Source organism: Streptosporangium sp. NPDC050855 (genome assembly GCF_044456585.1).
Classification (GTDB): Bacteria; Actinomycetota; Actinomycetes; order Streptosporangiales; family Streptosporangiaceae; genus Streptosporangium; species Streptosporangium longisporum.
The window spans coordinates 531,626-555,098 of record NZ_JBITFY010000001.1; the positions used below are offsets into that span (position 1 = coordinate 531,626).

Here is a 23,473-nt window from a genome sequence, read left to right on the forward strand (position 1 = left end):
CGTAAAGATCTTCAGACCCGCCCCTGACCAGGCGTTTCCCTCGGCCGCGGTGCCGCTCACGAGGCCGGCCGCGGCGCGGTTCCGAAGCGCCCGCGGGGTCGCCCGCGGCACCGCGCGGACCGTCCGCGAGGCCGGAGGGGAAGAGGGCCGAAGATCCGGTGATCACGACGGCGAGCAGGGCCCCGGTGCTCTTAGACTCGTGCCATGACCGAGACGTCGTGGCATGAGGAACTGCGGGCGCGCGGTTACCGGGTCACCCCGCAACGCCAGCTGGTGCTTGAGGCGGTCAAGGACTGCGAGCACGCCACCCCCGAGGAGATCTGTGCCCGGGTGCGGGAGACCGCGCGCGGGGTGAACATCTCGACCGTCTACCGGACCCTGGAGCTCCTGGAGGAGCTCGGCATGGTCACCCACAGCCATCTCGGGCACGGCGCCCCCACCTACCACCTGACGGCCGAGGCCGACCACGTGCACCTGGTCTGCCGCGGCTGCGGGGAGATCAGCGAGGTCAGCCCGGACCTGGTGAAGAACTTCGTCACCCACCTGGACACCGAGCTCGGGTTCGCCACCGACGTGCACCACCTGACGATCTTCGGTCGCTGCCGCGACTGCCGCTGAGCCGCGGCCGTCGCTCCCGGCGGGGCCTCGTAGGCTGGGGGTATGCGAAGCCCTCTGCTGGACACTCCCGGCGCGGTCGCGGCCGAGGCCCCCGACGCCGACGTCGCCGGACACTACGGCGACCCGTTCGCCGAGCAGCGCGCGCTGCTCGCCGGGGAGGCGATGGTCGACCGGAGCAACCGCGAGGTCGTCCGGATCGCCGGGCCCGACCGCCTGAGCTGGCTCAACAGCCTCACCTCGCAGAAACTCGACGACCTGCAACCCGGCCGGCCGACCGAGACGCTGCTGCTGGACGCCCAGGGCCGGGTGGAGCACCACCTCGTCCTCGTCGACGACGGCGAGGCCGTGTGGGCCCATGTCGAGCCGGGCACCGGTGCCGCGCTGGCCGCCTTCCTCGACCGGATGCGGTTCATGCTGAGGGTCGAGGTCACCGACGTGACCGAGCGTTACGCCGTCGTCTCCGTGGGCGCGAAGGCGCGTCCCGTACCGCCCGAGGGGACCGTCGTCATCGGGCAGGACCTCCTGCTCCCGCGCGAGCTGCTGGCGGTCGGGGTCGGCCTGGGCCTGGCCGGGCTCTGGGCGTACGAGGCGCTGCGGATCGAGGAGTACCGTCCCCGCCTGGGCTTCGAGACCGACCACAAGACGATCCCGCACGAGGTGGGCTGGATCGGCACGGCCCTGCACCTCAACAAGGGCTGCTACAAGGGGCAGGAGACCGTGGCGCGGGTCCACAACCTGGGCCACCCGCCACGGCGCCTGGTCTTCCTGCACCTGGACGGCAGCGTCGACACCCTGCCCAGGCACGGTGCCCCGGTGACCCACGACGGCACGGAGGTCGGCTCCGTCGGCAGCTCGGCGCGCCACCACGAGCTGGGTCCGGTCGCGCTGGCCGTGATCAAGAGGACCGTGCCGGTGGACGCCACGCTGGAGGCCGGGGGGGTGGCCGCCTCCCAGGAGGTGGTGGTGCCGCCGGACGCCGGGCGCAACGTCCAGATCGACCCCGCGCTGCGCCGCCGCATCCGCTGACCGCTCGACGCCCGTCCCGGCCCTGACCCGGCCCTGACCCGTCCCGGACCGGTCGGGTCCTGTCACGCCTTGGACCGGCCGGGTCCTGTCCCGGACCCGGCCGGGTACTGTCGTGCTCCGGACCGGCCGGGGCCGAGGCGGTCACACCTCCAGGATCAGGGTGATCGGCCCGTCGTTGGTCAGGGCGACCTTCATGTCCGCGCCGAACACCCCCGTCTCCACCCGGGCGCCCAGCTCGCGCAGCGCCGCGCAGACCGCCTCGACCAGGGGCTCGGCCACCGGGCCCGGCGCGGCGGCCTGCCAGGTGGGGCGGCGTCCCTTGCGGGCGTCGCCGTACAGGGTGAACTGGCTGACCACCAGCAGCGGCGCGCCGACGTCGGAGCAGGACCTCTCCCCGGAGAGGATCCGCAGCCCCCAGAGCTTGGCGGCGAGCCTGGACGCCTCCGCCGGGGTGTCGGTGTGGGTCACGCCCACCAGGACCAGCAGTCCGGGCTCGTCGACGGCCCCGACCGTCACACCGTCCACCGTCACCGACGCGGAACTCACCCGCTGCACCACAGCACGCATGTCCCCATCATCCCGTGTCGTGCCCCCTGCCTAGACTCTGGGCGAAAGGAGACAACGGTGTCTGCTGAGTCATTGTTCGTCGATGTCGTCCGGTCGGGGTTCGTGGAGTCGGTCCACCGGGCCAGGGTGCTCGCGGTGGCCGCCGACGGGTCGCTGGTCAGGGTGCACGGAGCGGTGGACGCCCTGGCCTCGCCGCGTTCGTCGGTGAAGCCCCTGCAGGCCCTCGCCATGGTCCGCGCCGGGCTCGGCCTGACCGGGGAGGCGCTCGCGCTGGCGTGCGCGAGCCACTGGGGGGAGCCGTTCCACGCCGAGGGGGTACGCGGCATCCTCGCCGGGGCCGGGCTGGACGAGAGCGCGCTGCGCTGCCCGGAGGACCTGCCGCTGGACGCCACCACCCGCGACGCGGTCCTGCGCTCGGGGAACGGCCCGGCCAGGGTCCACATGAACTGCTCGGGCAAGCACGCGGCGATGCTCGCCACCTGCGTGGTCAACGGCTGGCCGACGGAGACCTACCTCGACCAGGCCCACCCGCTGCAGCGGGCCGTGCGCGCCACGATCGAGGAACTGACCGGGGAGCGGATCGCGGCCGGCGGGGTGGACGGCTGCGGCGCCCCGCTGTTCTTCGTCTCCATGCTCGGTGTGACCCGCGGGTTCCGCGCCATGGTCATGGCGGGACCGGGCACCCCGGAGCGCCGCGTCGCCGACGCGTTCCGCGCCCATCCCGAGTGGACCTCGGGCACCGGCCGGCCGGAGGCCCGGCTGATGCGGGCCGTCCCCGGCCTGATGGTCAAGGGCGGCGCCGACGCGTTCCTGGCCTTCGCCCACACCGACGGGCGCGCGGGAACCGTCAAGATCGAGGACGGCGGCCAGCGGGCCGTGATCCCGGCCACGGTGACGGCCCTGACCGCCCTCGGGTTCGAGGGACCCGAGCTGGACGAGCTCGCCACCGTGAGCGTGCTCGGCGGCGGGCGCCCGGTGGGCGAGATCCGGGTGCGCTGACCCTCCCGCCCCCGTCGCCGTCGCCGTCGCCGCCGTCGCCGTCGTCGCCGTCGTCCCCGCCGTCCCTCCAGGCCCGGGGAGGACGGCGGGGGCGGGGCGTCAGAGCGAGCGGAACTGCCGGGTGGTGGAGATCGCCCCCGAGGTGGTCATGGTGAACGTGCGCATCGAGTCGGCGAACCTGGACAGGTCCCACTCGGCCGGGCCGTGGTACCAGTACAGGTGGTCGGCCTCCCGGCCGTCGCCGGTGACCGAGGAGACCACCCGGGCCCACCGGTCCACGCTGTCGAAGATCACGGCGTAGGGCAGGTAGCGGGAGAACAGCTCCACCCGCTGGGCCACCGGGACGTCGTGGCCGATGTCGCCCGTGGACAGGTACTCCCTGAACCCCAGCGTGTGGGCGAGGGCCCCCGCGCCCTTGGCGGTCTTGGCGGGCATGTACTGGCCGCCGACGGCCAGGGCCGCGCCCGCGATGATCAACGCCAGGCCGAGCAGCCCGTACGTGGTGAACCAGGCCAGCGCGACCGTGGCCAGCACGCCGAGCACGGTGAGCACCACGCCCGCGGTCGTCCAGCGGGTACGGACCGTGTCGGGGCGGCGGGCGAACCAGCCCTGCGAGACCACGTCGCGGTAGAGCGCCTCGCGGACCTTGCCCAGCTTGGCCCCGAACGAGCCGTGCAGCTCCGAGAGCAGCACGGCGTCGCGGTCGTCGAAGATGGCGTCGTAGAGCTCCCGCTCGTACGGCATCAGCGAGGTGACCTGTCCGCCGGGCAGCCGCACCAGCCTCCAGTCGGGCGTCTGGTAGGTCTGCCGGGGCTGCTCGTCGATCCTGAGGTAGCCCCGCACGGCCAGGTCGACGATCGTGGCGGTCACGTCCACCACGTCGGCCTGCTCGTCCATCAGGGTGCCGATCTGGCCGGGACGGACGCCGTCCGGCGGGGCGAAGTGACCGTCCCGCACGCCGCTGAGCGACCCCGACTCGTGGCCGACCACGCGGGCGTCGCGTCCCCGCGTCCAGTACAGCAGGGCGAGGCCGCCGAGCAGCAGGAGCAGCAGGGCGGCCAGCGCGCCGCCGGTGACGGTGTTCACGGCGAAGGCGTTGGACAGCTCGAAGCGGCGCTCCAGGACCGGTGCGCCCTTGCTGGCGTCGCCGGGATAGCCGACGACCACGGTGAGGACCTCTCCGGCGCCGAGCCCCTGCTGCCCGAACTCACCGGTGACGCCGGTGTGGTCCATGGACGCCTCGGTGCAGGCCATCGCCGAGGTCGGCGGGCCTGCGAAGCACGACAGGCTCTGCATCGCGGCCGGGCCGTTCACGACGACCTTGGCCCGCTCGACCGGGACCGACCAGCCGCCCACGGCGTACCAGCGCAGTTCCTGGGCGCCGGCCATCGGGGTGACGGTGCCCCCGACGTCGTACTCCAGCGTGGCCTTGCCGGTGCCCTTCAGGGTGATGGCGCCGTCGGCCAGCGTGGCATCGCCCTTGAGGCCGGTGACCGGGTAGAGCCGGTCGTCGGTGTCGTCGTGGCGGGTCCGGCCGACGAGGCTCCGCGACGGCGGGGGCCCTTCGAAGACGACCTCCTCCTTGACGTGCAGTACGCCGTCCTGCCGGAGCTCCAGCCGGACCGTCGTGCTCGTCACCCTGCCGGCCCGCACGGCGGCGGGCACGGAGCCCGCGAGGCCCACGGAGCCGACGGAGCCCCCGAAGGTCACGGAGCCCCTGGTGGACACCGAGGCCACCGAGGTCGCCGGGGAGCCGGGGAGGGCGACCACGGAGGCCGGGACGGGGGACGCGGGCACCGAGGGGGCCGCGGAGGCGAGAACGGGGGACGCGAGGGTGGGGGACGCGCCGAGCGCCAGGATGAGCACGGCCGTCACGGCCCGCCTCCCGGCCACCCGGCGCCAGAGGGATGCCGCCATGGCTCGCGAGCTTAGCGAGAACCGCCCGCCCATGACGGACACTCCCAAACCCGGTTTTTCACCCGATGAGTACTCATGTACGTCGTCTGGTGGATCAAGACGCGGCCCGCGTCCCGGATCCTTCCCGAGGATGCGGCTTTCCGGCCACGGCAACCGACGGGTATCTGCCATCATGTCGGCAGTCCGACGTTTCCCGAGGTGGCATGCGCGCGCCCGTACACAGACGACCGTGGGCGCCCGCGGTCGCGTTCCTCGTGCTGATCTCCTGTCTCGTCCCGGGATGCAGCCTTGTGACCGGCACGGCCGTACCGGTCCCGGGCGGTACGCCGCACCCCTCCTCCGCCGTGACCATGCCGCCGTCCCGGGCCCCGCTCGTCATGGTCATCGGTGACAGCTTCACGGTCGGCTCCGGTCCGGTACGGGGATGGAACGGCTACGCGGCACGGGTGGCCCGGGAGCTGGGCTGGCAGCTCGTCACCGCGGGTGCCGCCGGGACGGGCTACGTCAACCCCGGCAGGGTGGGGCGGACCTTCCAGCGCTCCTTCGAGGAGGAGCTCGCCTGGCGTCCCGCGCCCGATCTGGTGATCGTCTCCGGCGGGCGCAACGACCGCCGGATCAGGGCCGCAAGGATCGAGAACGCGGCCGTCCGGCTGGTGGAGTCGATCAGGCGGCGGTGGCCGCACACCGGGATCGTGATGGTCGGCCCGATCTGGGTGGCCAAGGCGCCGCCGTGGGCGTACCGGATCAGGGAGGCCGTCGCGATCGCGGCCGAACGACTGGAGGTGCCCTTCCTCGATCCCCTCGACGTGCTCGACACGCACGGCCGGGGGTGGGGTCGCGGGGCCGTCCTGCCCGACGGCGTGCACCCCACCCTCCTCGGCCATCTGCGCCTGTCCCGCTGGATGATCGCCGCGTTGCGGGAACACGGCATCGAGGCCGGCCCGTCGTAGCGAGGCCCCCGGACCGTACGGCACACGGCCCGCGCGAGGCCCCTACGGCACGCGGTCCGCTCCGGCGAGCCGCGCGACACGGTCACGACACGGCCCGCATGACACGCGATCCGCATGACACGGCCCCGCGCGGGCCGGTGGGATCCGCGCGGGGCCGGGTCGGGTGACGGTGCTCAGGGGACGGCGTTCAAAGGACGGCGGTCAGGAGATGACGGGGGTGGGCGGGGCGCCGGTGCCGTTCCAGGTGCCGATGAAGCCGAAGGTGGTCGATCCCCCGGCGGGGACGGAGCCGTTCCAGGCGGCGTTGACGAAGGTGAAGGCGGTTCCGGCACCCGAGACGGTGGAGCTCCAGCTCTGGGTGACGCCCACCCCGGCCGGGTAGGTGAGGGTGGTTCTCCAGTTGGTGACGGCTGCGGTGCAGGTGACGGTGACCTCGCCCTGGAAGCCGCCCTGCCAGGAGCTCACGGTGCGGTAGGTGGAGGTGCAGCCGGTGGGCGGGGTGGAGGTGGTGGTGAAGGTGGTGGTGGCCGAGGGGGTGGAGGTGTTGCCGGCGGCGTCGCGGGCCACGACGTGGACGGTGTAGGCGGTCTCGGCCGACAGGCCGCTCAGGGTGATGGAGTTGGTGGTGGAGGAGCCGAGTTTGGTGGTTCCGCGGTAGACGTCGTAGCCGCTCACGGCGCGGTCGTCGGTGGAGGCGGTCCAGGTCAGGCGTGCGCCGGTGGAGGTGATCTGGGACGCGGCCGGGGTGCCGGGCCTGGTCGGGGCCTGCGTGTCAGGGGTGCCGGTCCCCCCGGCCAGGGCGTCGTGCACCGCCGTGTACGCGGGTTTGGCGGCGTAGTTCTCGTCGTAGATCAGGGCCGCGCCCTGGCCGGAGAAGGTGTCGGGGACCCAGGAGTACTTGTCGGTGAAGCCCCACAGCGTGATGCCCGCGCACTGGGGCACCGCGAGACAGGCCTTGACGATGTTGGTGTAGTAGGTGGCCTGCAGGGCGTCCTTGGTGGCGTCGCGCGGTGTCTGCATGCGGATGTCGATCTCGGTGAACCGCACCTGGACGCCGAGGTCGGCGAAACGCTGCAGGTTCTCCTGCACCTGGCCCGGGAAGCCGTACTGGATGGCCAGGTGGCCCTGGAAGCCGACGCAGTCCACCGGGACGTCCGCCGCCCGCAGCGAGCGGACCAGGTTGTACATCGCGGTGCTCTTGGCGTTGACGCCCTCGACGTTGTAGTCGTTGATGCAGAGCCTGGCGTCGGGGTCGGCGGCCCGCGCGGCGCGGAAGGCGTCGGCGATGTAGCTCTCGCCCAGCTTCTGGTACCAGAACGAGGTGCGCATGTTGCCGTTGTCGTCGAAGACCTCGTTCACCACGTCCCAGGAGACGACCGCGGGGTTGGAGGCGTAACGGCCGACGACCTTGGCGATGTGGTTCTGCATGGCCGCGCGCATGGCGTCGGCGCCGAGGCTCTGCACCCAGTCGGGCGTCTGGTTGTGCCACACCAGCGTGTGCCCGTGCACCTGCTGGTCGTTCTGGGTGGCGAAGTCGACGATCGCGTCCGCGCCGGCCCAGGTGAACTGGTTCTGGCTGGGTTCGGTGTCCGTCCACTTCATCGCGTTCTCTGCGGTGATCTGGTTGAACTCGCCTCCCGCGATGTCGCGGTAGGCGCTCTCGTTCGCCAGGGGGCCGGTGGCGAGCGCGGCGCCGATGAACTTGCCGCGCGCCTCGGCGTGCTCGCGCAGGGGGGAGTCGGCATGGGCCGGTGTGGCGGGGAGCACCGCCATGGCGGCCGTGGCGATCGGGATCAGGGCGGCCGCGGCCGCCCTGAGCGCCGTGCGGAAACCGGACACGGGGGGTCCTTTCTCGGGGCCGGGGAGATCCGGCCGGGAACTGCGATCGGGAGGTCGGCGGGGAGGTCTGAGGCGGAACCGAGGGAGGGGGCACGGCGGCCGGCCGTGCCCCCTTGCCCGGCGGACCGGGCTCCTGGCGGTCCTTCACCGGACGCGCTCCCCGGGAGAGCCGTGCCCTGGGGAGCCGCGTGGAAGGTCTCCGCGAGGGAGCCGCCGTCGTCCGGGCGGGTCCCGTACGGGTGCGTCGCCGTACGGGACCCCGTCGGGGGAGCCGCTCCGTGGGAGCCGCTCGCGAGGGAGGAGCAGGGGAGGAGCAGGGGAGGACCAGGAGAGGACTAGGAGATGACGGGGGTGGGCGGGGCTCCGGTGCCGTTCCAGGTGCCGATGAAGCCGAAGGTGGTCGATCCCCCGGCGGGGATGGAGCCGTTCCAGGCGGCGTTGACGAAGGTGAAGGCGGTTCCGGCCGCGGAGAGGGTGGAGCTCCAGCTCTGGGTGATGTTCACGCCCGCGGGGTAGGTCAGCACGCTCTTCCAGTTGGTGACGGCTGCGGTGCAGGTGACGGTGACCTCGCCCTGGAAGCCGCCCTGCCAGGAGCCCGCGGTGCGGTAGGTGGAGGTGCAGCCGGTGGGCGGGGTGGAGGTGGTGGTGAAGGTGGTGGTGGCCGAGGGGGTGGAGGTGTTGCCGGCGGCGTCGCGGGCCACGACGTGGACGGTGTAGGCGGTCTCGGCCGACAGGCCGCTCAGGGTGATGGAGTTGGTGGTGGAGGAGCCGAGTTTGGTGGTTCCGCGGTAGACGTCGTAGCCGCTCACGGCGCGGTCGTCGGTGGAGGCGGTCCAGGTCAGGCGTGCGCCGGTGGAGGTGATCTGGGACGCGGCCGGGGTGCCGGGCCTGGTCGGGGCCTGCGTGTCAGGGGTTCCCGTACCGCCGAAGATCGTGGCCTCGACCGCGGTCTGCGCGATGCCGTTCGCGCCGTTGAAGAGCCGCTCTCCCCAGGGGGTGAGGTTGGCGACGTTGAAGTTGGTCACCTGGTCCAGGTACTCGACGCCACCGCCGTTGCCGCTCCACGACCACCCGAAGTAGCCGATGCCCCTGGCCTGGGCCTGGGCCATGATCGTGTCCTCGTCGGGGTTGCCGTCGGAGTGGTTGAAGCCGAACTCGCCGATCACCAGCGGCAGTCCCGCGGTCTGGAACGCCTGCAGGTAGGAGGTGACCTCGGCGGCCGTGTCGAACACCCCGTACATGTGCACGGAGAAGACCGTGTTGCGCTGCGGGTCGGCGGCGGCGACGGTCGCCGCGTTGTCGCGCATGGTGAAGCTCCAGTCCTGGCCCCAGTTGGGGGCGTCCACCATCAGCAGGTGCTGGAACCCGTTGCTGCGCATCCGGGTGATCGCGGCGGAGGTGGCCTGGGTCCAGTTCGGGGTGGTGGCGTTGTTGCCGATCGGCTCGTTGCCGATGTTGATGACGACGTAGTCCTCCTGGCCGACGAGCGCGCTCTTGACGCCGATCCAGTAGTCCACGGCCTGGTCGAGGGTGTAGGCGCCGCTCTGCTCGCCGTAGCCGGTGGTGTCGTGGTTCTCCAGCACGCAGATGAGCTTGTTCTGCTTGCAGAGCGAGACGACGTTCGCCACGTCGGCGGCGTTGTTGGCGGTCCACCGGCCTCCGCTGAGGACCACCCGGACGGCGTTCGCGCCGAGCGACTTGATGTCCGCGAACGAACCGGTCTGGCTCGCGTACCAGGTGTGCGCGTGGCTGGTGCCGCGCATCACGAACGGGGTGCCGTTGCCTTCGACGATCTTCGTGCCGCTGACGTGCAGGCCGACGGCGGCGTGGGCGGGGGACATCGAGACGAAGAACGAGAGAAAGAGCGCCGCGAGCAGCGCCAGTCGTGTTCGCATGACCTACCTCTGGTGGAGAGTGCCCGGCCGGGCGGAGGGGTCGTCGCGCCCGGCCGGGGCGTGGGGACGGCGGCTCGGGGGAGCCGTCGCCGGGATTCCGGGACGAGATCCCGGCCCGCGGTGCGCATCACCGGGACCGAGGTCTGGGAGAACGGGATCTGGTGGGGAGGTCCGGAGGGGCGGGGGCCCGGCCCGCGGTGCGCATCACCGGGGCCGAGGTCCGTGGAGGTCTGGAAGGAGAGGGCCCGGCCCGCGGTGCGCGTCACCGAAGCCGGGACCCGGGGGAGGACGGGGGCCCGGCCCGCGGCGCGGATCACCGGAGCCGGGACCTGGGAAGGCGAGGTCCCGGCCCGCGACGGGTGGCACCGCGGGCCGGAGCTCAGCCGGTGGTGCAGGTCACCGGAGTGGGGACGCCGTTGGTGCCGTTCTGGCTCGCGGTGAAGCCGAACGACGTCGAGGCGTTCGGGGCGAGCGCGCCGTTCCAGCCCACGTTCCTGACCGACACGTCCGCTCCCGTCTGGGTGTGCGTGCCGCTCCAGAGCTGGCTGATCGTCTGGCCGTTCGGGAACCTCCAGGTGACCGTCCAGCCCGTGATCGCCGAGGTGCCCTCGTTCTTGACGGTGACCTCGCCCTGGAAGGCGCCCTGCCAGCTGCTGCCCACCTTGTAGGTGGCGACGCAGCCGCCGGCCGGGGCCTCGGTCGTGGTGAACGAGGTGCTCTCGGAGGCGGTCGAGGAGTTGCCGGCCGCGTCCCTGGCCACCACGGAGACGGTGTAGGCCGTCGCCGGGGTGAGGCCGGTGAGGGAGTGGGAGGTGCCGGTGGCGGTGGCGACCTTCGTGGTCCCCCGGTAGACGTCGTAGCCGCTGACGCCCACGTTGTCGGTGGAGGCCGTCCAGGTCAGCGTGGCGCCGCTGCCGGTGATCGCCGAGACGGCGGGCTTGCCCGGCCGCGTGGGCGCCACGGTGTCCTCCTCCGGGGCCTCGGTCGTGGTGAACGAGGTGCTCTCGGAGGCGGCCGAGGAGTTCCCGGCCGCGTCCCTGGCCACCACGGAGACGGTGTAGGCCGTCGCCGGGGTGAGGCCGGTGAGGGTGTGGGAGGTGCCGGTGGCGGTGGCGACCTTCGTGGTCCCCCGGTAGACGTCGTAGCCGGTGACGCCCACGTTGTCGGTGGAGGCCGTCCAGGTCAGCGTGGCGCCGGTGCCGGTGATCGCCGAGACGGCGGGCTTACCGGGCCGCGTGGGCGCCACGGTGTCCTCCGGCTCGTCGCCGGGCGGGTTGCCCCAGATCCTCGTCGTACCGGAGTGGACCGTGATGTTCTGCACCCGCACCGGGGTCGCGCCGGGGGTGGTGGCGACGCCGGTGTACGACCAGTCGTTGGACGGGTCCCAGGTGCCGGTGCTCGCGAGGCGGAACTGCACCTCGCGCCGGTGCTGCGACTGGCCGGCCGGGGCGATCGAGCTGTTCGAGCAGTCGATCGTGACGTAGTAGGTCTTCCCGGACAGCAGGGTCGGGCCGGTCGGGGGCTTGCACTGGTTGTAGGCCGAGGTCACCGTGACCTGGCTCGCGGTCGTGTCGCCGTCGAGGGTGAAGTAGTAGCGGAACGAGCCGTCGGTGAGCTGGCGCGCCGGCCAGGCCGACTGGTTCCTGACGATCGCCTTGATCTCGGTGAACGTCGAGCCGGTGGCGTTCACCCCGGCCTCGATGAAGATCTCCGGGCCGTCAGGGGTCTCGGCGACCGGGAAGTTCGCCGCGGGGGCGCCGCCGTACTCCTTGTACAGACGGGCCAGCGCGCTGGTGAAGCCCGCGTTGTAGTCGGTGGCGACCTCGTTCATCACGTAGTCGTCGCGCTTGTCGGTGTAGGCGTCGTCGGGGTCGGGCGGGCCGCCGACGAGGGCGCCGTACAGGGTGTGGCGGGTCTCGACCGGGTTGGTCATCTGGTCGGTCCACGAGCCGTGCGCGGTGCGGTGGTGCGGGTTCTTCGGCGGGTTGGCGCCGAACCCGATCACGTACGAGGACTTGCGCGGGTTGTCGCCGAGCGCGTAGTTGATCTGCCTGACCGCGAAGTCGTGGTAGCGCGCCTTACGCGTCGCGTCGGTGATCGAGTCCGAGTGGACCAGCGCCGCGAACGAGGTGTTGGCCGCGTAGCGCAGCGATCCCCAGCGGTCCAGGACGGCCTGGCCGCCCGGGGAGTAGCGGATCCGCTGCCCGTTGACCCCGACCGTCCAGTAGTCCAGCCAGCGGTTGGCGTCGTCGAGGTAGCGCTGCTTGCCGGTCAGCTTGTGCAGCAGCACGTAGGCGCCGTAGGACTTGTCGTCCCAGGCGATCGTCCACTTGTAGGACTTGGTCGTGGACTGCGGCTCGGTGCCGAGGTTGTCGTAGTACGCCTCGGCCTTGGCCAGGTAGGAGGCGTCCTGGGTGGCCCGGTGCAGCCAGATCGCGCCCCAGACCAGCTCGTCGTTGTAGCCGCTCCAGGACTGGTAGTACCCGGCGGCGTCGGTGATGCAGTCGCTGTACTTCTTCCGCACGGTGTCGGCGAAGGTGTAGAGCTGCTTGGCGTGCGTGAGCAGCGTGTCGGCGTACGCCGGGTTCGTCGGGCGGAAGACGATCGACGAGGCGGCCATCGCCGCCGCGGTCTCCCCGGCCAGGTCCGAACCGCCGCAGGAGGCGTCGATCTTGAACGAGGGCCGTTCCATCTGCATGGCCTCGGCCGGGCCCCACCAGGCGTGGTCCTTGCCGCCGTGGCCGACCTGCCCGTAGAGCACGTTCGGCGACGGGTGGGCCTTGATGAAGTAGTCGTTGACGAACTTGAGGTTGTTCAGCAGGTGGGTGAGCTGTCCCGAGGAGGCGTACGCGTCCCGGTACTCCACCGCGCCCCAGGCCAGCATCGTCGCGCTGGCCGCCATCGGCAGGCCGAACTTGACGTGGTCGCCCGCGTCGTACCAGCCGCCGGTCAGGTCGAGGCCGACGTCCTGGCCGTCGGTGAGGGCGGAGTCGCCGCGCCAGCCGACGCGGTTCCAGCTCGGCAGTCTCCCCGCCTGCTGGGCCTCGTAGAACCAGATGGACTTCTGCAGCGCCTCGCCGTACGCGAAGGCGGGTGCGGCTGTCCGTGCGGTGGTCTGGGCGGCTGCCTGGGCGGCGGCCGGTACCGGCACGGCGGCCAGTGCCAGCAGCGCGAGCGCCGCCAGGGTCTTCTTCATGGGGGGTGCCTCTCGGAGGTGGTGCTCGGGGCGTGACAGCAGGTCAGGGATGCCGTCACGCCCCGAGGTCTCAGGGGAGGTGACGCCGGCCCGGCGGACCCGGCTCGCGAGGAGCCGGGCCCGCCGGGCGCGGGATCAGGGGAAGAGCCGGCCGTACTCGGCCAGGGCGACGGCGACGTCGACCTGTGCCCAGAAGCGGTGGTAGTTGAAGGACGGGGCGGGCCCGGTGCCCTTCAGGAAGGCGTCCACCTTCGGCCAGTCCGGGTCGTTCTTGTAGAAGGACCGGATGGACAGGAAGGTCGAGTTGGAGTTGATCACGTCGCCGTTGGGCATCTTGCCGGTCCAGCCCGGGGGCACGTAGACCGGGTCGTTGAGGCGGCTGTAGTCGGCCTTGGTCTCGGTGACCGAGACGCCCTTGGCGTCCTGGTTGTTCCTCCACATGCCGTCGAGCAGGCCCTTGGCCACGTTCTTGGCGGTGGCGTTACCGGACTTGGCCGCGTAGTACATCAGCACCTTGGCGTACGAGCCCGCCACACCCACGTCGGTGGTGTAGTCCCTGATGCTGACGTGCAGGCCGGCGTTGGAGCCCGGGTTGGTCGGGTTCCAGGTGTCGGGCTGGCCGGTCCACACCAGCGTCGAGGGGATCTGGTAGGTCCCGTCGGCGTTGATCGTGGTGTTGTCGGTGGCCCACTTGACCCACTTGTCCAGCACGAGCTTGGCGTCGGCGTTGCCGGTCGCGTAGTACAGCTCCGCGACCCGCTCCATCGACCAGGCCTGGAAGCCGAACCACTGGTTGGACGGCGGGTCGTGGTAGACCGGCTGCCAGTCGTAGGCCATGCCGTAGAAGGTCGGCAGCGTCGACGGCGGGGCCGCGTAGTGACCCTGCCAGCTGTTGGTGGCGCCACCGGCGATGGCACCCTCGGTCGACTGGAGCCAGCGGTAGAACTCAAGCTGACGCTTGGTGCTGGTGGTCCAGTCCTGCACCGCGGTCGCGCCCTTGGGCTTGAGCGCGTCCACGCTGGACAGCACCCAGGCGGCCATCGGGTTCTGGTAGCCCGAGTGGTTGTGGCTGGAGCCGATCCTCCAGGCCCAGCCCGCGGAGGTGTCGTAGGCGCCGCCCCAGGCGTAGTACCAGCTCAGCAGGTAGGCCGAGCTGTCCTTGCCGGTGCCGGCCGGGCACGAGGTGCTGGTGCAGCCCTGCTTCTTGAAGTACTTGTCGTACATCGCGTAGCGCAGGTAGTCGCCCATCTTCGCGGCCTTGGAGACGGTGGCCGAGACCTGCGCCTCCTTGCCCTGCTCCTTGGCCCAGGTGTGCGCCCAGTAGGCCACCTGGACGGCGCGGGCGTCGGCGTCGGGGGCGTTGGTGTACTTCCACTGCTTGGCGTAGGAGCTGTCCCCGGTGAACAGGTCGAGGAAGCCGTTGGGGCCGCCGTGCTTGAAGGTGTCGCAGGACGGCTGCGGAATCGTCTCGAAGACCGACTCCTCGGGACCGCGCTGGTAGGTGTTGATGTACGCGGGCTTGGTGGTGCCGTCGCCGCAGCGGCCGAAGCCGTAGGTGTTGTCCACGTCGAGCAGCCAGTGCATGCCGTAGACGTCACTGGTGCCGTAGGCGGTCTTCAGCTCGTTGGCGATCGGGTCGACGCCGACCGAGACGCCGCCGTCCAGCTTGGACGGGTACTGCTTGATGTCGTCCCACTCGCCGGCGTACGTGGCGGGCTTGGCCGGGTTGTAGGAGGCGTTGGTCGGCTGGTCGGCCGTGGCCGGGATGATGTACTTCTCCATCGAGGCCCAGGCCTCGTTGAACCGGCTCCAGTCGCCGGTCACCTTGCCGTAGGCGGCCTCCAGCCACAGGTAGTAGCTGTAGGCCTCGGAGGTGGTCTCGTGCCCGTGGTCCGGCGCCTCGACCATGAAGGTCTCGACCGAGTGGTAGGGCACGCCCTGCGGCGAGAAGTACCCGTTCGCCGGGTCCTTGATCTTGTTGTACATCGTGGTGAAGCGCTTGATGTACTCGTTGTCGCCACCGGTGGAGTCGTTGTCGACCTCGGTGGCGGTCGCCTTGCCCGCGGTGTGGCCACTGGCCGTCGAGGTGAACTCGGCGCTGCCCGAGGCCTCGTCGCTGTCCTCGGCGGCGGCGATCCGGACCGTCTGGGCGGTGTTCCAGTTGGCCGTGGTGAAGGTCAGCGACGCGCCCGAGGAGACGGTCAGATCGCTGTCACCGCTCGTCCTCGCGGTCGTCACGGTGACGTTCGAGGCCGGTGCCTTGGAGAGCTTGACCGCCAGGTCGGCGTTACCGCCCTCGGCGACCGCGAGCGTGGCCGGGGTGACGACCACCGCGGCGGCGGAGGTCCCGGAGACGGTGATCCCGGCGGGGGCGGAGGTGGTGGCCAGGCCCTTGTCGTCGGTCGCCCGCGCGCTGACGGAGTAGCTGCCCGCCGCGACGTTCGTCCAGTTGTACGTGTACGGCGCGGTGGTGTCGGTGCCCACCACGGTGCTGCCGTTGAGGAACTCGACCTTGGAGACCGTGCCGTCGGGGTCGGAGGCGTTCGCGGTGAACTCCACCGTGGCGGGCGCGGTGAAGGTCGCTCCGGCCGTGGGCGCGGTGAGCGTCGCGGTCGGCGGCTGGTTGACCGGGGTCGTCCCGCCACAGGTGGTGCCGTTGACGGTGAAGCTCGTCGGCTTGGGGTTGGACCCGGACCAGTTGCCGTTGAACCCGACGCTGGTCGAGGCGCCCGTCGCCAGGTTGCCGTTCCAGGCCAGGTTCTTGGCGGTGACGCTCTGGCCGGTCTGCGCCCAGGTGGCGCTCCAGCCCTGGACGAGCTTCTGCGTGGTCGTCGGGAAGTCGAACCCGAGCGTCCAGCCGGTCAGCGGGTCGCCCAGGTTCTTGATCGACACGCTGGCGGTGAAACCACCCTGCCAGTCGTTGGTGCTGTAGGTCACGTCGCAGGCGACGGCCGCGGCGGCCGGAGAGGCCGCGAGCGCGGTGGTCGTCCCGGCCGCCAGGCTGATCAGCGCCAGCGCGGCGACCCGCCTTCGGAGGCGTGGGAGCGCTCCCGCTTTGATGGGGAATCTATACATGAAATGGGCCTCCATGGGTGGGATCGACGCTAAGCCGCTGGTGGTGACTTTGAGTCGGATCGAGCAGAGGAGAGAAAGGGTGGGAGCGCTCCCATAAGGGATTCTGGGGACGGGGGCGGGGATGTCAATGGCATGTGCCCCCGGTTACGTCGATGTTTCAGGCCCCATGCCGCCAGGCTGCTGCGATCCGGACGGCGTTTTTCCCGGGTCGTGAAACTTTCAAGCTTTCCCGATCTTGAAGCTCGAGCGCTTGCTTGTGGGCGGGCCCTGCCCGGCCCCCGCCACCGGCGAGGTCACGGGCGCCCGCGGGTGGCCGGACACCCGTCATGAAGGACCCGCGGGCCTCGTGCCGAGTCGTGCCGCACCGCGCCGGAGAACGGCGGCGGGCCGGGGACGCGAAAGGCCCCGGCCCGCCGTGGAGATCGTGGACTCCGGCGCGCCGGGGCGCGAATTCACGGTCCGCCGCGTTTTCCCGGAATGCCGTTCACGGGCCGTTCCGTGTCGTGTGAATCGCCGGACGGAATGGCCCGGTGACCGTTCCAGGAAATGCGGACGGGTGGCATGCGGGAGGGAGGTTCCCGCGGATCAGCCGCGATGACGGCGGTTGCGCCCGCGGTCCCTCAGCGTTATCACGCTCCCGTCACGCTGGCGGTTCCTGATGCTGCTCCGGTCACTCCCGCCCGTGGACCGCGCGGACGCCGCCGACGCGCAGAGGCCGTCGGGGCCGACCACCAGATCCAGCGGTACGGAGGCCGCGGGATCGAGCAGGGCCGTGCCCGGGAAGGTCGCCACGAGGCTGCGGATTCCCGACGGCAGGCCGGTCACGGTCAGGGTGGCCTGGCCGCCCGCGTCCAGCAGGGCCGCGCCCACGCTCACCCCGTCGGAGAAGAACTCGACCGGGCCGGTGGGCGCGGTCGGCCCCGCCGAGGTGACGGTCGCGGTGGCGAGAAGCCTGCCCGCCAGCCGCGGGGAGCAGGCCGCGGACAGCGTGACGCCGGTCGACCTCGGCGGATCGGCCGCGCACAGGGACCGGGCGACGATGTCGGTGTCGAGGGTGACGGCTCCGTTGCGGGCCAGCAGGCGGCCGTCGACGGTCACGCCGATGGTGGTGGTGATCGAGGTCAGCGCGAGGATGTTGCCCGCGAAGCTGGAGCCGGTGCCCAGCGTGGCCGAGCTGCCCACCAGCCAGAACACGTTGCACGCCTGGGCGCCGTTGATGAGGTTGACGGTGCTGGCGGAGGCGGTCGTCAGGGTGGAGGCGGTCTTGAAGATGAAGACCGCGTCGGGGTCTCCCTGGCCGTCCAGGGTCAGCTCCCCGGTGATGCCGAAGGTGCCCGCGGCGGAGTCGTAGGTGCCCGGGGTGACGGTGGTGCCGCCCAGCTCGGTGGGCAGGGTGGCGTCGACGGCCTGACCGGCGGCGTTGTCGTAGGCGGCGGTGAGGTCGACCTGGGCCTGGGCGGCGACGGCGCCACCGGCGTTGACGGTGCCGACCACGACGCCGGGCGGGAAGCCGGTGACGGCCACGCCCGGGCTCACCCCGATGTCGCCGGTGACGACGGTGATACCGGTGTTCGTGACCGTCGTCCCCGCCAGGACCGCGAAGTTCCCCGCGGTGCCGAGCGGCACCGGGGTCGCCGCGGCGGCGGTGCCCGGTGTCGCGGTCACGCACCCCAGCGCCACCGCGCCGGCCAGCGCCCCCGCCAGCCAGGAACGAACGATATTCCGAGGGATGGCGCGTGAGGAGCCCATGCCCATCATAATCATTTCCTCTTCTTTTGGTATTTCCCCGTTCAGGCGCATTGCCGATGATGCGCCATTTTTCTCACTGTAACGATCGGCCACATCGTATTCGTCATACGACATGCGAGGTTTTTCGGCGGCCATTGATGCCGAATGTGAGGAATGTACGGCGGGCATGCCGCGGGGGCGCGCCGCCCGGCGGCACGCCCCCGCGATGTCGACGGGCGACGCCCGTCATGGGAGTGGGAAAGGATCAGGAACAGGCGATCCCGGACGCGCCGGGGGTGGAGGGGCCGTTGGCGGTGAAGCCGATGACCACGGACTGGCCCGCCGCCAGGTCGGCCGCGTGCCCCGGTGCCTTGGCGGTGAACGTGGTCCCGCTCTGCGTGACGGTGGCGTTCCAGCCGCTGCCGAGCGTCACCCCCGACGGCATGGTCCAGCTCGCCGACCAGTTCCTCCAGGTCGACGTCCCGGCGTTCTTCACGGTCAGCGCGCCCTGGAAGCCGCCCGACCAGGAGTTCGTGACCGCGTACGTCGCCTGGCAGGTCGTGGGCGTCACGGTGGGCGTCGGCGTGGGCGTGGGCGTGGGCCCGCCGCCCCCGCCGACCGGCGGGATCAGGTACGGCTGCAGGATGCTCTGCTTGGCCTGGTCGATCGTGGTCCAGTCGTCCTTGGCGATGCCGCCGGTGTCACCGGAGTTGGGGTTCCACGACCAGTAGGTGAAGGACATCCCGTTGACCCCGGTGCCGGTGTACTTCATCAGCTCCTGCAGCCAGGTCTTGTCCACGGCCGCCTGGAGCGTGGTGCCGAACTCGCCCAGCATGATCGGGGCGATGTTCTGCTTGTGCAGGTAACCCCAGTACTTGTCCCAGATGGCGGGCATGTTCGCGGGGTAGTCCGGCGCGTCGAACCACGCCTGGCGGTAGACCGAGGTGGCGTACTCGTGCGGCGAGTAGACCAGCCGGTTCGGCACGTTCAGCCGCACCGGGAACTCCCCGGCCTTGGAGAGGTTCCCGCCCCACCAGCCGCAGTCCTCGTCGTTGCTCGGGTCGTTGTCCCAGACGTTCGACAGGCCGCCGCTCGGGCAGCTCACGCCCTCGACGAAGATCAGCCAGTTGGGGTTGACCGAGAGCACCGCGTTGCCCGCGCGCTCGGCGGCCAGCCGCCAGTCGCGGGCGGTGTCGCCGCATCCCCAGCAGGCGCCGGTCGCGGCCGGGTTGGTGCCCTCGGCGTGCGGCTCGTTGTGCAGGTCGGCGCCGATGACCGTGGTGTTGCCCGCGTACCGCTGGGCGAGCGCCTTCCAGTCGTTGATCCAGGTGCTCTCGGGCGTCGAGGGGACGTACCACAGGGCCGACTGGCCGGCGGAGGTCGGGCGGTGGCGGTCGAGGATGATCCGCATGCCCTTGCTGCCGGCGTAGTCGATGACCTTGTCGAGGATCTGCAGGGGGCTGTTGCCGACCAGGTCGGGGTTGACGAAGTCGTTCACGCCGGAGGCCGTCGCGCCCGGCTTGAGCGCGTCGTTGGAGAACGGCACGCGGAGCGTGTTGTAGCCGAGCGACGCCATCGTGTCGATCTGGCTCCGCCAGGGGTTGTTCGACCACAGCCCGTGGAAGGTCTTGTTGTCGGTCTCCATGCCGAACCAGTTGATGCCGGTCAGCCGGACGGTCGCGCCGGTGCTGTCGACGATCTTGTTGCCGGAGGTGTGCAGGTAGCCGGTACCGGTTCCGCCCGCGGCACCCGCGGGAGTCGAACCGAGCGCCACCGTCAACGCGGAGGTGGTCAGGAGCGCCGCCAGCGCAGCCGACCACCTGCGAAAACGCAGGACTTTCATGGGAGCCCTTCGAGGAGGGGAACTGGTCGCGGGCAGGAGGTCCCGCGATCGAGGGGTGCGGCCGGTCGCGTTCGTCATGGTTCGGCGCCCACCCCGCGGTCGTCAACATCACGGCCGCTGCCGTTCCCGCCGGAAACGGACCCGCGACCCCGTCTAGCTCGTCCGGGGCGTCCGCGGCCCGGGTCGGCGCCAGGTGAAAGTTTCACCGGCCCCGCGAGGAGCCGGTGAGGGAACGCCGGACCCGGGACGTCGCGTGCCGGACGGCCTCACCCGGCCAGCGCGACCGAGACGAACACGAGCTGCGCCTCCAGCGCGTGCCGGAAGTCGTCGGGCAGCGTCCCCTCCCGGTGCCGGTCGGCGATCTTGCCCCGGATCGGGGCGAGGTCGCGGGAGCAGCAGACGCTGTTGGCCAGCACCTGCCGCAGGTCCAGCGCCACGTCGGGACGGATCCTGCCCTCGTTCTCACCCCTGGCCAGTACCGCGTTGAAGCGGCGCACGCTCTGGCTGAGGCTCGGGACGGAGGAACGGATCGCCTCGGTCCAGGGCGTCTCCTCCGCGGCCTGCCCGCCCCGCTCGCGGAGCTCGGGGGGCTTGCGGGGCTCGCCGAGCTCGCGGCGCGGGGAGGGCGGGAGGCTGAGGGTGGGACGGGCCGAGGCGACCGGGGTCGGACCGGCCGAGTCGAGGACGGTGGGGGTGGCCGTGCCGTGCACCCGAGGACCGGCCACCTGACCGGTGTGAGGCCCGGACAGCTGGGTCCAGATCGTGACCCCGGCGAGCAGCGCCACGGCCGTGGCGACCACCGCCCAGCGCAGCAGCCGTTCCCGGGCGGCCGGGCGGGGAGGGGCCAGGGCCAGCCTCAGGCCGTCGGCCACCTCCTGCGCCCTGGGCCGCGCCTCGGGCCGCTCCAGCAGGCAGGACTGGCAGAGCGCGCCGATCCGCGCGGGCATCCCCGGCACCTCCGCCACCGGGGGCGGGCCCTCCCGGTGGACGTTCTCGATCTCCTCCCAGGTGCGTTCCGGGTACGGGGGAGCGCCGGTGAGCATCTCGAAGAGCAGCACCCCCAGCGCGTAGACGTCGCTGGCCGGATCGGCGACGGTGCCGGTCAGCCGCTCGGGCGCCACGTACGGTGGCGTGCCGTAGTCGGAGGCCCGGTCGTCGTCGTCCTCGCCGATGAACGCCGCGATGCCGAAGTCGAGCAGCTTGGCGCCGGTCGAGGTCAGCAGCACGTTCTCGGCGGTGACGTCCCGGTGGACGATCCCCCGCTCGTGGGCGACGGCCAGCACGGTGGCCAGCCTGGCGGCGATCAGCGCCGCCTCCGCCCACGGCAGGGGACCCTCGGCGATCCGGTCCGACAGGGGACGGCCGTCCAGCAGGCGCATCACCACGTAGGCGGCCAGCCGCCCCTGCGCGGTCACGGCCTCCCCGTAGTCGTAGACCTCGATCGCGTCGGGGTGGATGAGGCGCGCGGTGGCGCGCGCCTCCCTGCGGATGAGCTCGCGCTCCCCGCGGTCCACCCCGAGCTCGCCGTCCAGCAGTTTGACCGCGACCATCCGCTGGAGCGACTGGTCGAAGGCGCGCCAGATGACGCTCATGCCGCCCCACGCGATCCGCTCCAGCAGCATGTATCTGCGGGTCAGCACGTCCCCCGCGCGCAGTCCCCCCGGGTCAGGTGGACTCACGGACCACCAGCTCGGTGGGCAGGATCGGGTTGTCGCACGGGCTGTCGGGTGACCCCATCGAGAGCAGGAGCAACCGGGTGGCGAGTGCGGCGAACTCCTCCACGGGCTGGCGGACCGTGGTGAGCGTGGGCGAGGTCCGGCGGGAGGCGGGAGCGTCGTCGAAGCCGATGACGGCCACGTCGTCGGGCACCCGTCTGCCACTCCGGCGCAGCGTCTGCAGCGCGGCGGCGGCCATCACGTCGGAGGCGGCGAAGACCGCGTCGACGTGCGGCATCCGGCGCAGCAGCCACTGCATGCCGTGCACCCCGGAGGCGTGGCTGAAGTCGCCGTAGGCGACCTGCACGCCGGTCATCCCGGCCAGCGCGAGGGTCTGCAGGAACCCGTCCAGCCGGTCACGCGCGGCCGGCAGGGCCGGTGGTCCCGCGATGACGCCGATGGACTTCCGGCCGCCGAGCAGCAGGTGCTCGGCCGCCTGCCGTCCGCCGTCACGGTTGTCCATGTCGACGTGGGGCAGGTCGATGCCGTCCGGGGGACGGCCCGCGCTGCGCACCGGGATCCCCGAGGCGGCCAGGGTGACCACGAGGGGATGCCGGTCACGGGCACCGATCAGCAGGACGCCGTCGATCCCGCCGGCGACGAGCGGGGGCGTGGCGATGGTCGAGGTCGCCGCCGTGGCGGTCATCACGGCGAGCGGTACGCCATGCCCGGTGAGCACCTCCTCCGCGGCGGTGATCATCCGCGCGTAGAACGGCTCGGTGAACAGGCGGTGGGCGGGTTCGCAGACGACCAGGGCCACCACCTGGTCCGTTCGGCGGCCTGAGCCGCCTCGGGGAGCACGATGCCTTACATAACCGAGACGCGAGATTGCGTCATGCACCTGCCTACGAGTCGACGTGCTGACTCTGACTGAACCAGTGAGTACCCGGGACGCGGTGGCGGGGGAGACCCCTGCCTCCGCTGCGACCTGGGCAAGTGTGGGTAGATCGGCCATAACTTCCTCCACACCAAGATTCCGCACAGGTGGGAGCGCTCCCAGTGAACGTAGCATTGTTTCGGAAGTGTCAAAAGATGTTTCCGAAAAATCACCATATGTCTGTCAAATTTCTCTGACAACCCAGTCAGAGGCAAGTATCGACATGATGACGGAGTCGTACCACTCGCCGCCCATGAACAGCGCATCACGGCAGACCCCCTCCTGGACGAAACCGAGCTTCCGGTAGACGTGCACGGCCCGCTCGTTGAAGGCGTAGACCTCCAGGCCCACCCGGTGCAGCGCGGTGGTACGGAAGACGTGGTCCAGGGTGAGCCGGATCGCCTCGGTGCCGTACCCCCTGCCGTAGGCGCGCGGGCCGACGAGCGCGATGCGCAGGTTGCAGGAGAGGTTGTCGGCGTCCAGCTCGTTGAGCACGATCTCGCCCACGTAGGCGTCGTCCCCGGCGGCGCAGATCGCCAGGTCCAGCCGGTCGGCCTGCGCTCCCCGCGAGCCGTACCAGCCCTTGAGCGCCTCCGGCTCGGGCCTGCCGTGCGAGCCGGTCAGCCGGACGGTCTCGGGATCGTTGACCAGCTCCCAGAGCCCGTCGACGTGCTCGGGACCGACCGGCCGGAGCGTGACGCGCTCTCCGGGAAGGGTCGGCTTGTGCGCGAACATCATCCGGTGTGTCTACCGGTCACCGGTCCGGGGGGCAACCCCCTGACCGAGGGGCGGACGCGCGAAGGCCCCGCCGGGGGCCGGTGGAGCCCGCCCGTCGCGGGGCACGCGGTCACGCGGTCACGGAGCGGATCGGGTGGATCAGGTGGATCAGGTGAGGGCTACCAGGGTCCGTACGGGCCCTGGTTGCCGCCGCCCTTGCCGATCTCCCGCACGGCGGGGCGCACGTCGGCCAGGTAGATGCCGGAGGCGATCACCGAGGCGATCGTGAAGATGCTCAGCACGCTGAGGTACTGCACCGCGGCGGCGAAGCCGAACAGCGCGGCCAGGCCCAGGATGACCAGCCAGAGCTTCTTGCTCTGCTTACCGGTGACCGCGAACGCGCGCGCCGGGGTCTTCACGGCGTGCACGAGCGCCCAGCCGGAGAGCGCGAACACGCCGACGGCCAGGATCCAGAAGACCAGGTCCAGGGCACCGTGGATTTGGATCATCG

At 71.4% G+C, this 23,473-nt stretch carries 16 protein-coding genes; 4 read left to right on the top strand and 12 right to left on the bottom strand.

Translation table 11 applies throughout. The features are described 5' to 3' along the window. Window positions 1-204: 204 nt before the first annotated feature. Together ACIBCT_RS02520 and ACIBCT_RS02525 are read left to right on the top strand one after the other, a co-directional pair. The gene (locus tag ACIBCT_RS02520) at window positions 205-618 is read left to right on the top strand and encodes a Fur family transcriptional regulator (protein ID WP_344890344.1); all 414 of its coding nucleotides are present in this window, start codon (window positions 205-207) and stop codon (window positions 616-618) included. A 42-nt stretch (window positions 619-660) separates the two neighbouring features. After that, window positions 661-1,644, top strand: a complete 984-nt coding sequence (locus ACIBCT_RS02525) for a YgfZ/GcvT domain-containing protein (protein ID WP_399185643.1) — start codon at window positions 661-663, stop codon at window positions 1,642-1,644. A gap of 141 nt (window positions 1,645-1,785) precedes the next feature. Here the strand turns inward: ACIBCT_RS02525 and dtd are convergent, their stop codons facing one another. Then, a complete protein-coding gene (gene dtd / locus ACIBCT_RS02530) occupies window positions 1,786-2,211 on the bottom strand; it encodes a D-aminoacyl-tRNA deacylase (RefSeq protein WP_399185644.1) in 426 nt (141 codons plus the stop codon). A 57-nt stretch (window positions 2,212-2,268) separates the two neighbouring features. Between dtd and ACIBCT_RS02535 the strand changes: the two genes are divergently transcribed. Then, entirely contained in the window at window positions 2,269-3,210 is a 942-nt protein-coding gene (locus tag ACIBCT_RS02535) for an asparaginase (RefSeq protein WP_399185645.1), read from the top strand. A 99-nt stretch (window positions 3,211-3,309) separates the two neighbouring features. Here ACIBCT_RS02535 and ACIBCT_RS02540 read toward each other — a convergent pair whose 3' ends face one another. Next, window positions 3,310-5,127 carry a DUF2207 domain-containing protein gene (locus tag ACIBCT_RS02540; protein WP_399185646.1) on the bottom strand — a complete coding sequence of 606 codons (1,818 nt, stop codon included), beginning with the start codon at window positions 5,125-5,127 and terminating at the stop codon, window positions 3,310-3,312. A 203-nt stretch (window positions 5,128-5,330) separates the two neighbouring features. Between ACIBCT_RS02540 and ACIBCT_RS02545 the strand changes: the two genes are divergently transcribed. Further along, window positions 5,331-6,077: an SGNH/GDSL hydrolase family protein gene (locus ACIBCT_RS02545; RefSeq protein ID WP_399185647.1), complete on the top strand. Its 747-nt coding sequence runs from the start codon at window positions 5,331-5,333 to the stop codon at window positions 6,075-6,077. A 201-nt stretch (window positions 6,078-6,278) separates the two neighbouring features. Here ACIBCT_RS02545 and ACIBCT_RS02550 read toward each other — a convergent pair whose 3' ends face one another. The 10 genes from ACIBCT_RS02550 to ACIBCT_RS02595 all read right to left on the bottom strand — a co-directional run bounded on the left by ACIBCT_RS02550 (window position 6,279) and on the right by ACIBCT_RS02595 (window position 23,471). Next, window positions 6,279-7,916, bottom strand: coding sequence for an endo-1,4-beta-xylanase (locus ACIBCT_RS02550; RefSeq protein ID WP_399185648.1), 1,638 nt, complete (start codon window positions 7,914-7,916; stop codon window positions 6,279-6,281). A 335-nt stretch (window positions 7,917-8,251) separates the two neighbouring features. Continuing rightward, window positions 8,252-9,811 (bottom strand): cellulase family glycosylhydrolase, encoded by a 1,560-nt coding sequence (locus ACIBCT_RS02555; protein WP_399185650.1) that lies wholly within the window; start codon window positions 9,809-9,811, stop codon window positions 8,252-8,254. A gap of 379 nt (window positions 9,812-10,190) precedes the next feature. Continuing rightward, complete coding sequence (locus ACIBCT_RS02560) at window positions 10,191-13,007, bottom strand: glycoside hydrolase family 9 protein (protein WP_399185651.1); 2,817 nt, start codon at window positions 13,005-13,007, stop codon at window positions 10,191-10,193. A 135-nt stretch (window positions 13,008-13,142) separates the two neighbouring features. Then, window positions 13,143-16,082: a glycoside hydrolase family 48 protein gene (locus tag ACIBCT_RS02565; RefSeq protein WP_399185652.1), complete on the bottom strand. Its 2,940-nt coding sequence runs from the start codon at window positions 16,080-16,082 to the stop codon at window positions 13,143-13,145. 585 nt (window positions 16,083-16,667) lie between these two features. Further along, entirely contained in the window at window positions 16,668-17,831 is a 1,164-nt protein-coding gene (locus tag ACIBCT_RS02570; protein ID WP_399185653.1) for an ice-binding family protein, read from the bottom strand. A 244-nt stretch (window positions 17,832-18,075) separates the two neighbouring features. Continuing rightward, window positions 18,076-19,653, bottom strand: a complete 1,578-nt coding sequence (locus tag ACIBCT_RS02575; RefSeq protein WP_399185655.1) for a cellulase family glycosylhydrolase — start codon at window positions 19,651-19,653, stop codon at window positions 18,076-18,078. A gap of 266 nt (window positions 19,654-19,919) precedes the next feature. After that, window positions 19,920-21,332 carry a protein kinase gene (locus ACIBCT_RS02580; RefSeq protein WP_399185656.1) on the bottom strand — a complete coding sequence of 471 codons (1,413 nt, stop codon included), beginning with the start codon at window positions 21,330-21,332 and terminating at the stop codon, window positions 19,920-19,922. Then, window positions 21,319-22,380, bottom strand: coding sequence for a LacI family DNA-binding transcriptional regulator (locus ACIBCT_RS02585; RefSeq protein WP_399185658.1), 1,062 nt, complete (start codon window positions 22,378-22,380; stop codon window positions 21,319-21,321). Before ACIBCT_RS02585 ends, ACIBCT_RS02580 begins: the two co-directional genes overlap by 14 nt. Window positions 22,381-22,428: 48 nt before the next feature. Next, on the bottom strand, window positions 22,429-22,983 hold the full coding sequence (locus tag ACIBCT_RS02590) for a GNAT family N-acetyltransferase (RefSeq protein WP_399185659.1): 555 nt from the start codon (window positions 22,981-22,983) through the stop codon (window positions 22,429-22,431). 158 nt (window positions 22,984-23,141) lie between these two features. Beyond that, window positions 23,142-23,471 carry a DUF2516 family protein gene (locus ACIBCT_RS02595; protein WP_399185660.1) on the bottom strand — a complete coding sequence of 110 codons (330 nt, stop codon included), beginning with the start codon at window positions 23,469-23,471 and terminating at the stop codon, window positions 23,142-23,144. Window positions 23,472-23,473 lie beyond the last annotated feature (2 nt).

What these genes read in the sequence shown, in the direction of transcription:
- ACIBCT_RS02590 (WP_399185659.1), bottom strand. Translation starts at nt 22,983, where the DNA reads ATGATGTTCGCGCACAAGCCGACCCTTCCCGGAGAGCGCGTCACGCTC.
- ACIBCT_RS02585 (WP_399185658.1), bottom strand. Translation starts at nt 22,380, where the DNA reads ATGCTACGTTCACTGGGAGCGCTCCCACCTGTGCGGAATCTTGGTGTG.
- ACIBCT_RS02595 (WP_399185660.1), bottom strand. Translation starts at nt 23,471, where the DNA reads ATGATCCAAATCCACGGTGCCCTGGACCTGGTCTTCTGGATCCTGGCC.
- ACIBCT_RS02565 (WP_399185652.1), bottom strand. Translation starts at nt 16,082, where the DNA reads ATGTATAGATTCCCCATCAAAGCGGGAGCGCTCCCACGCCTCCGAAGG.
- ACIBCT_RS02575 (WP_399185655.1), bottom strand. Translation starts at nt 19,653, where the DNA reads ATGAAAGTCCTGCGTTTTCGCAGGTGGTCGGCTGCGCTGGCGGCGCTC.
- ACIBCT_RS02545 (WP_399185647.1), top strand. Translation starts at nt 5,331, where the DNA reads ATGCGCGCGCCCGTACACAGACGACCGTGGGCGCCCGCGGTCGCGTTC.
- ACIBCT_RS02525 (WP_399185643.1), top strand. Translation starts at nt 661, where the DNA reads ATGCGAAGCCCTCTGCTGGACACTCCCGGCGCGGTCGCGGCCGAGGCC.
- ACIBCT_RS02555 (WP_399185650.1), bottom strand. Translation starts at nt 9,811, where the DNA reads ATGCGAACACGACTGGCGCTGCTCGCGGCGCTCTTTCTCTCGTTCTTC.
- ACIBCT_RS02570 (WP_399185653.1), bottom strand. Translation starts at nt 17,831, where the DNA reads ATGGGCTCCTCACGCGCCATCCCTCGGAATATCGTTCGTTCCTGGCTG.
- ACIBCT_RS02560 (WP_399185651.1), bottom strand. Translation starts at nt 13,007, where the DNA reads ATGAAGAAGACCCTGGCGGCGCTCGCGCTGCTGGCACTGGCCGCCGTG.
- ACIBCT_RS02520 (WP_344890344.1), top strand. Translation starts at nt 205, where the DNA reads ATGACCGAGACGTCGTGGCATGAGGAACTGCGGGCGCGCGGTTACCGG.
- dtd (WP_399185644.1), bottom strand. Translation starts at nt 2,211, where the DNA reads ATGCGTGCTGTGGTGCAGCGGGTGAGTTCCGCGTCGGTGACGGTGGAC.
- ACIBCT_RS02540 (WP_399185646.1), bottom strand. Translation starts at nt 5,127, where the DNA reads ATGGCGGCATCCCTCTGGCGCCGGGTGGCCGGGAGGCGGGCCGTGACG.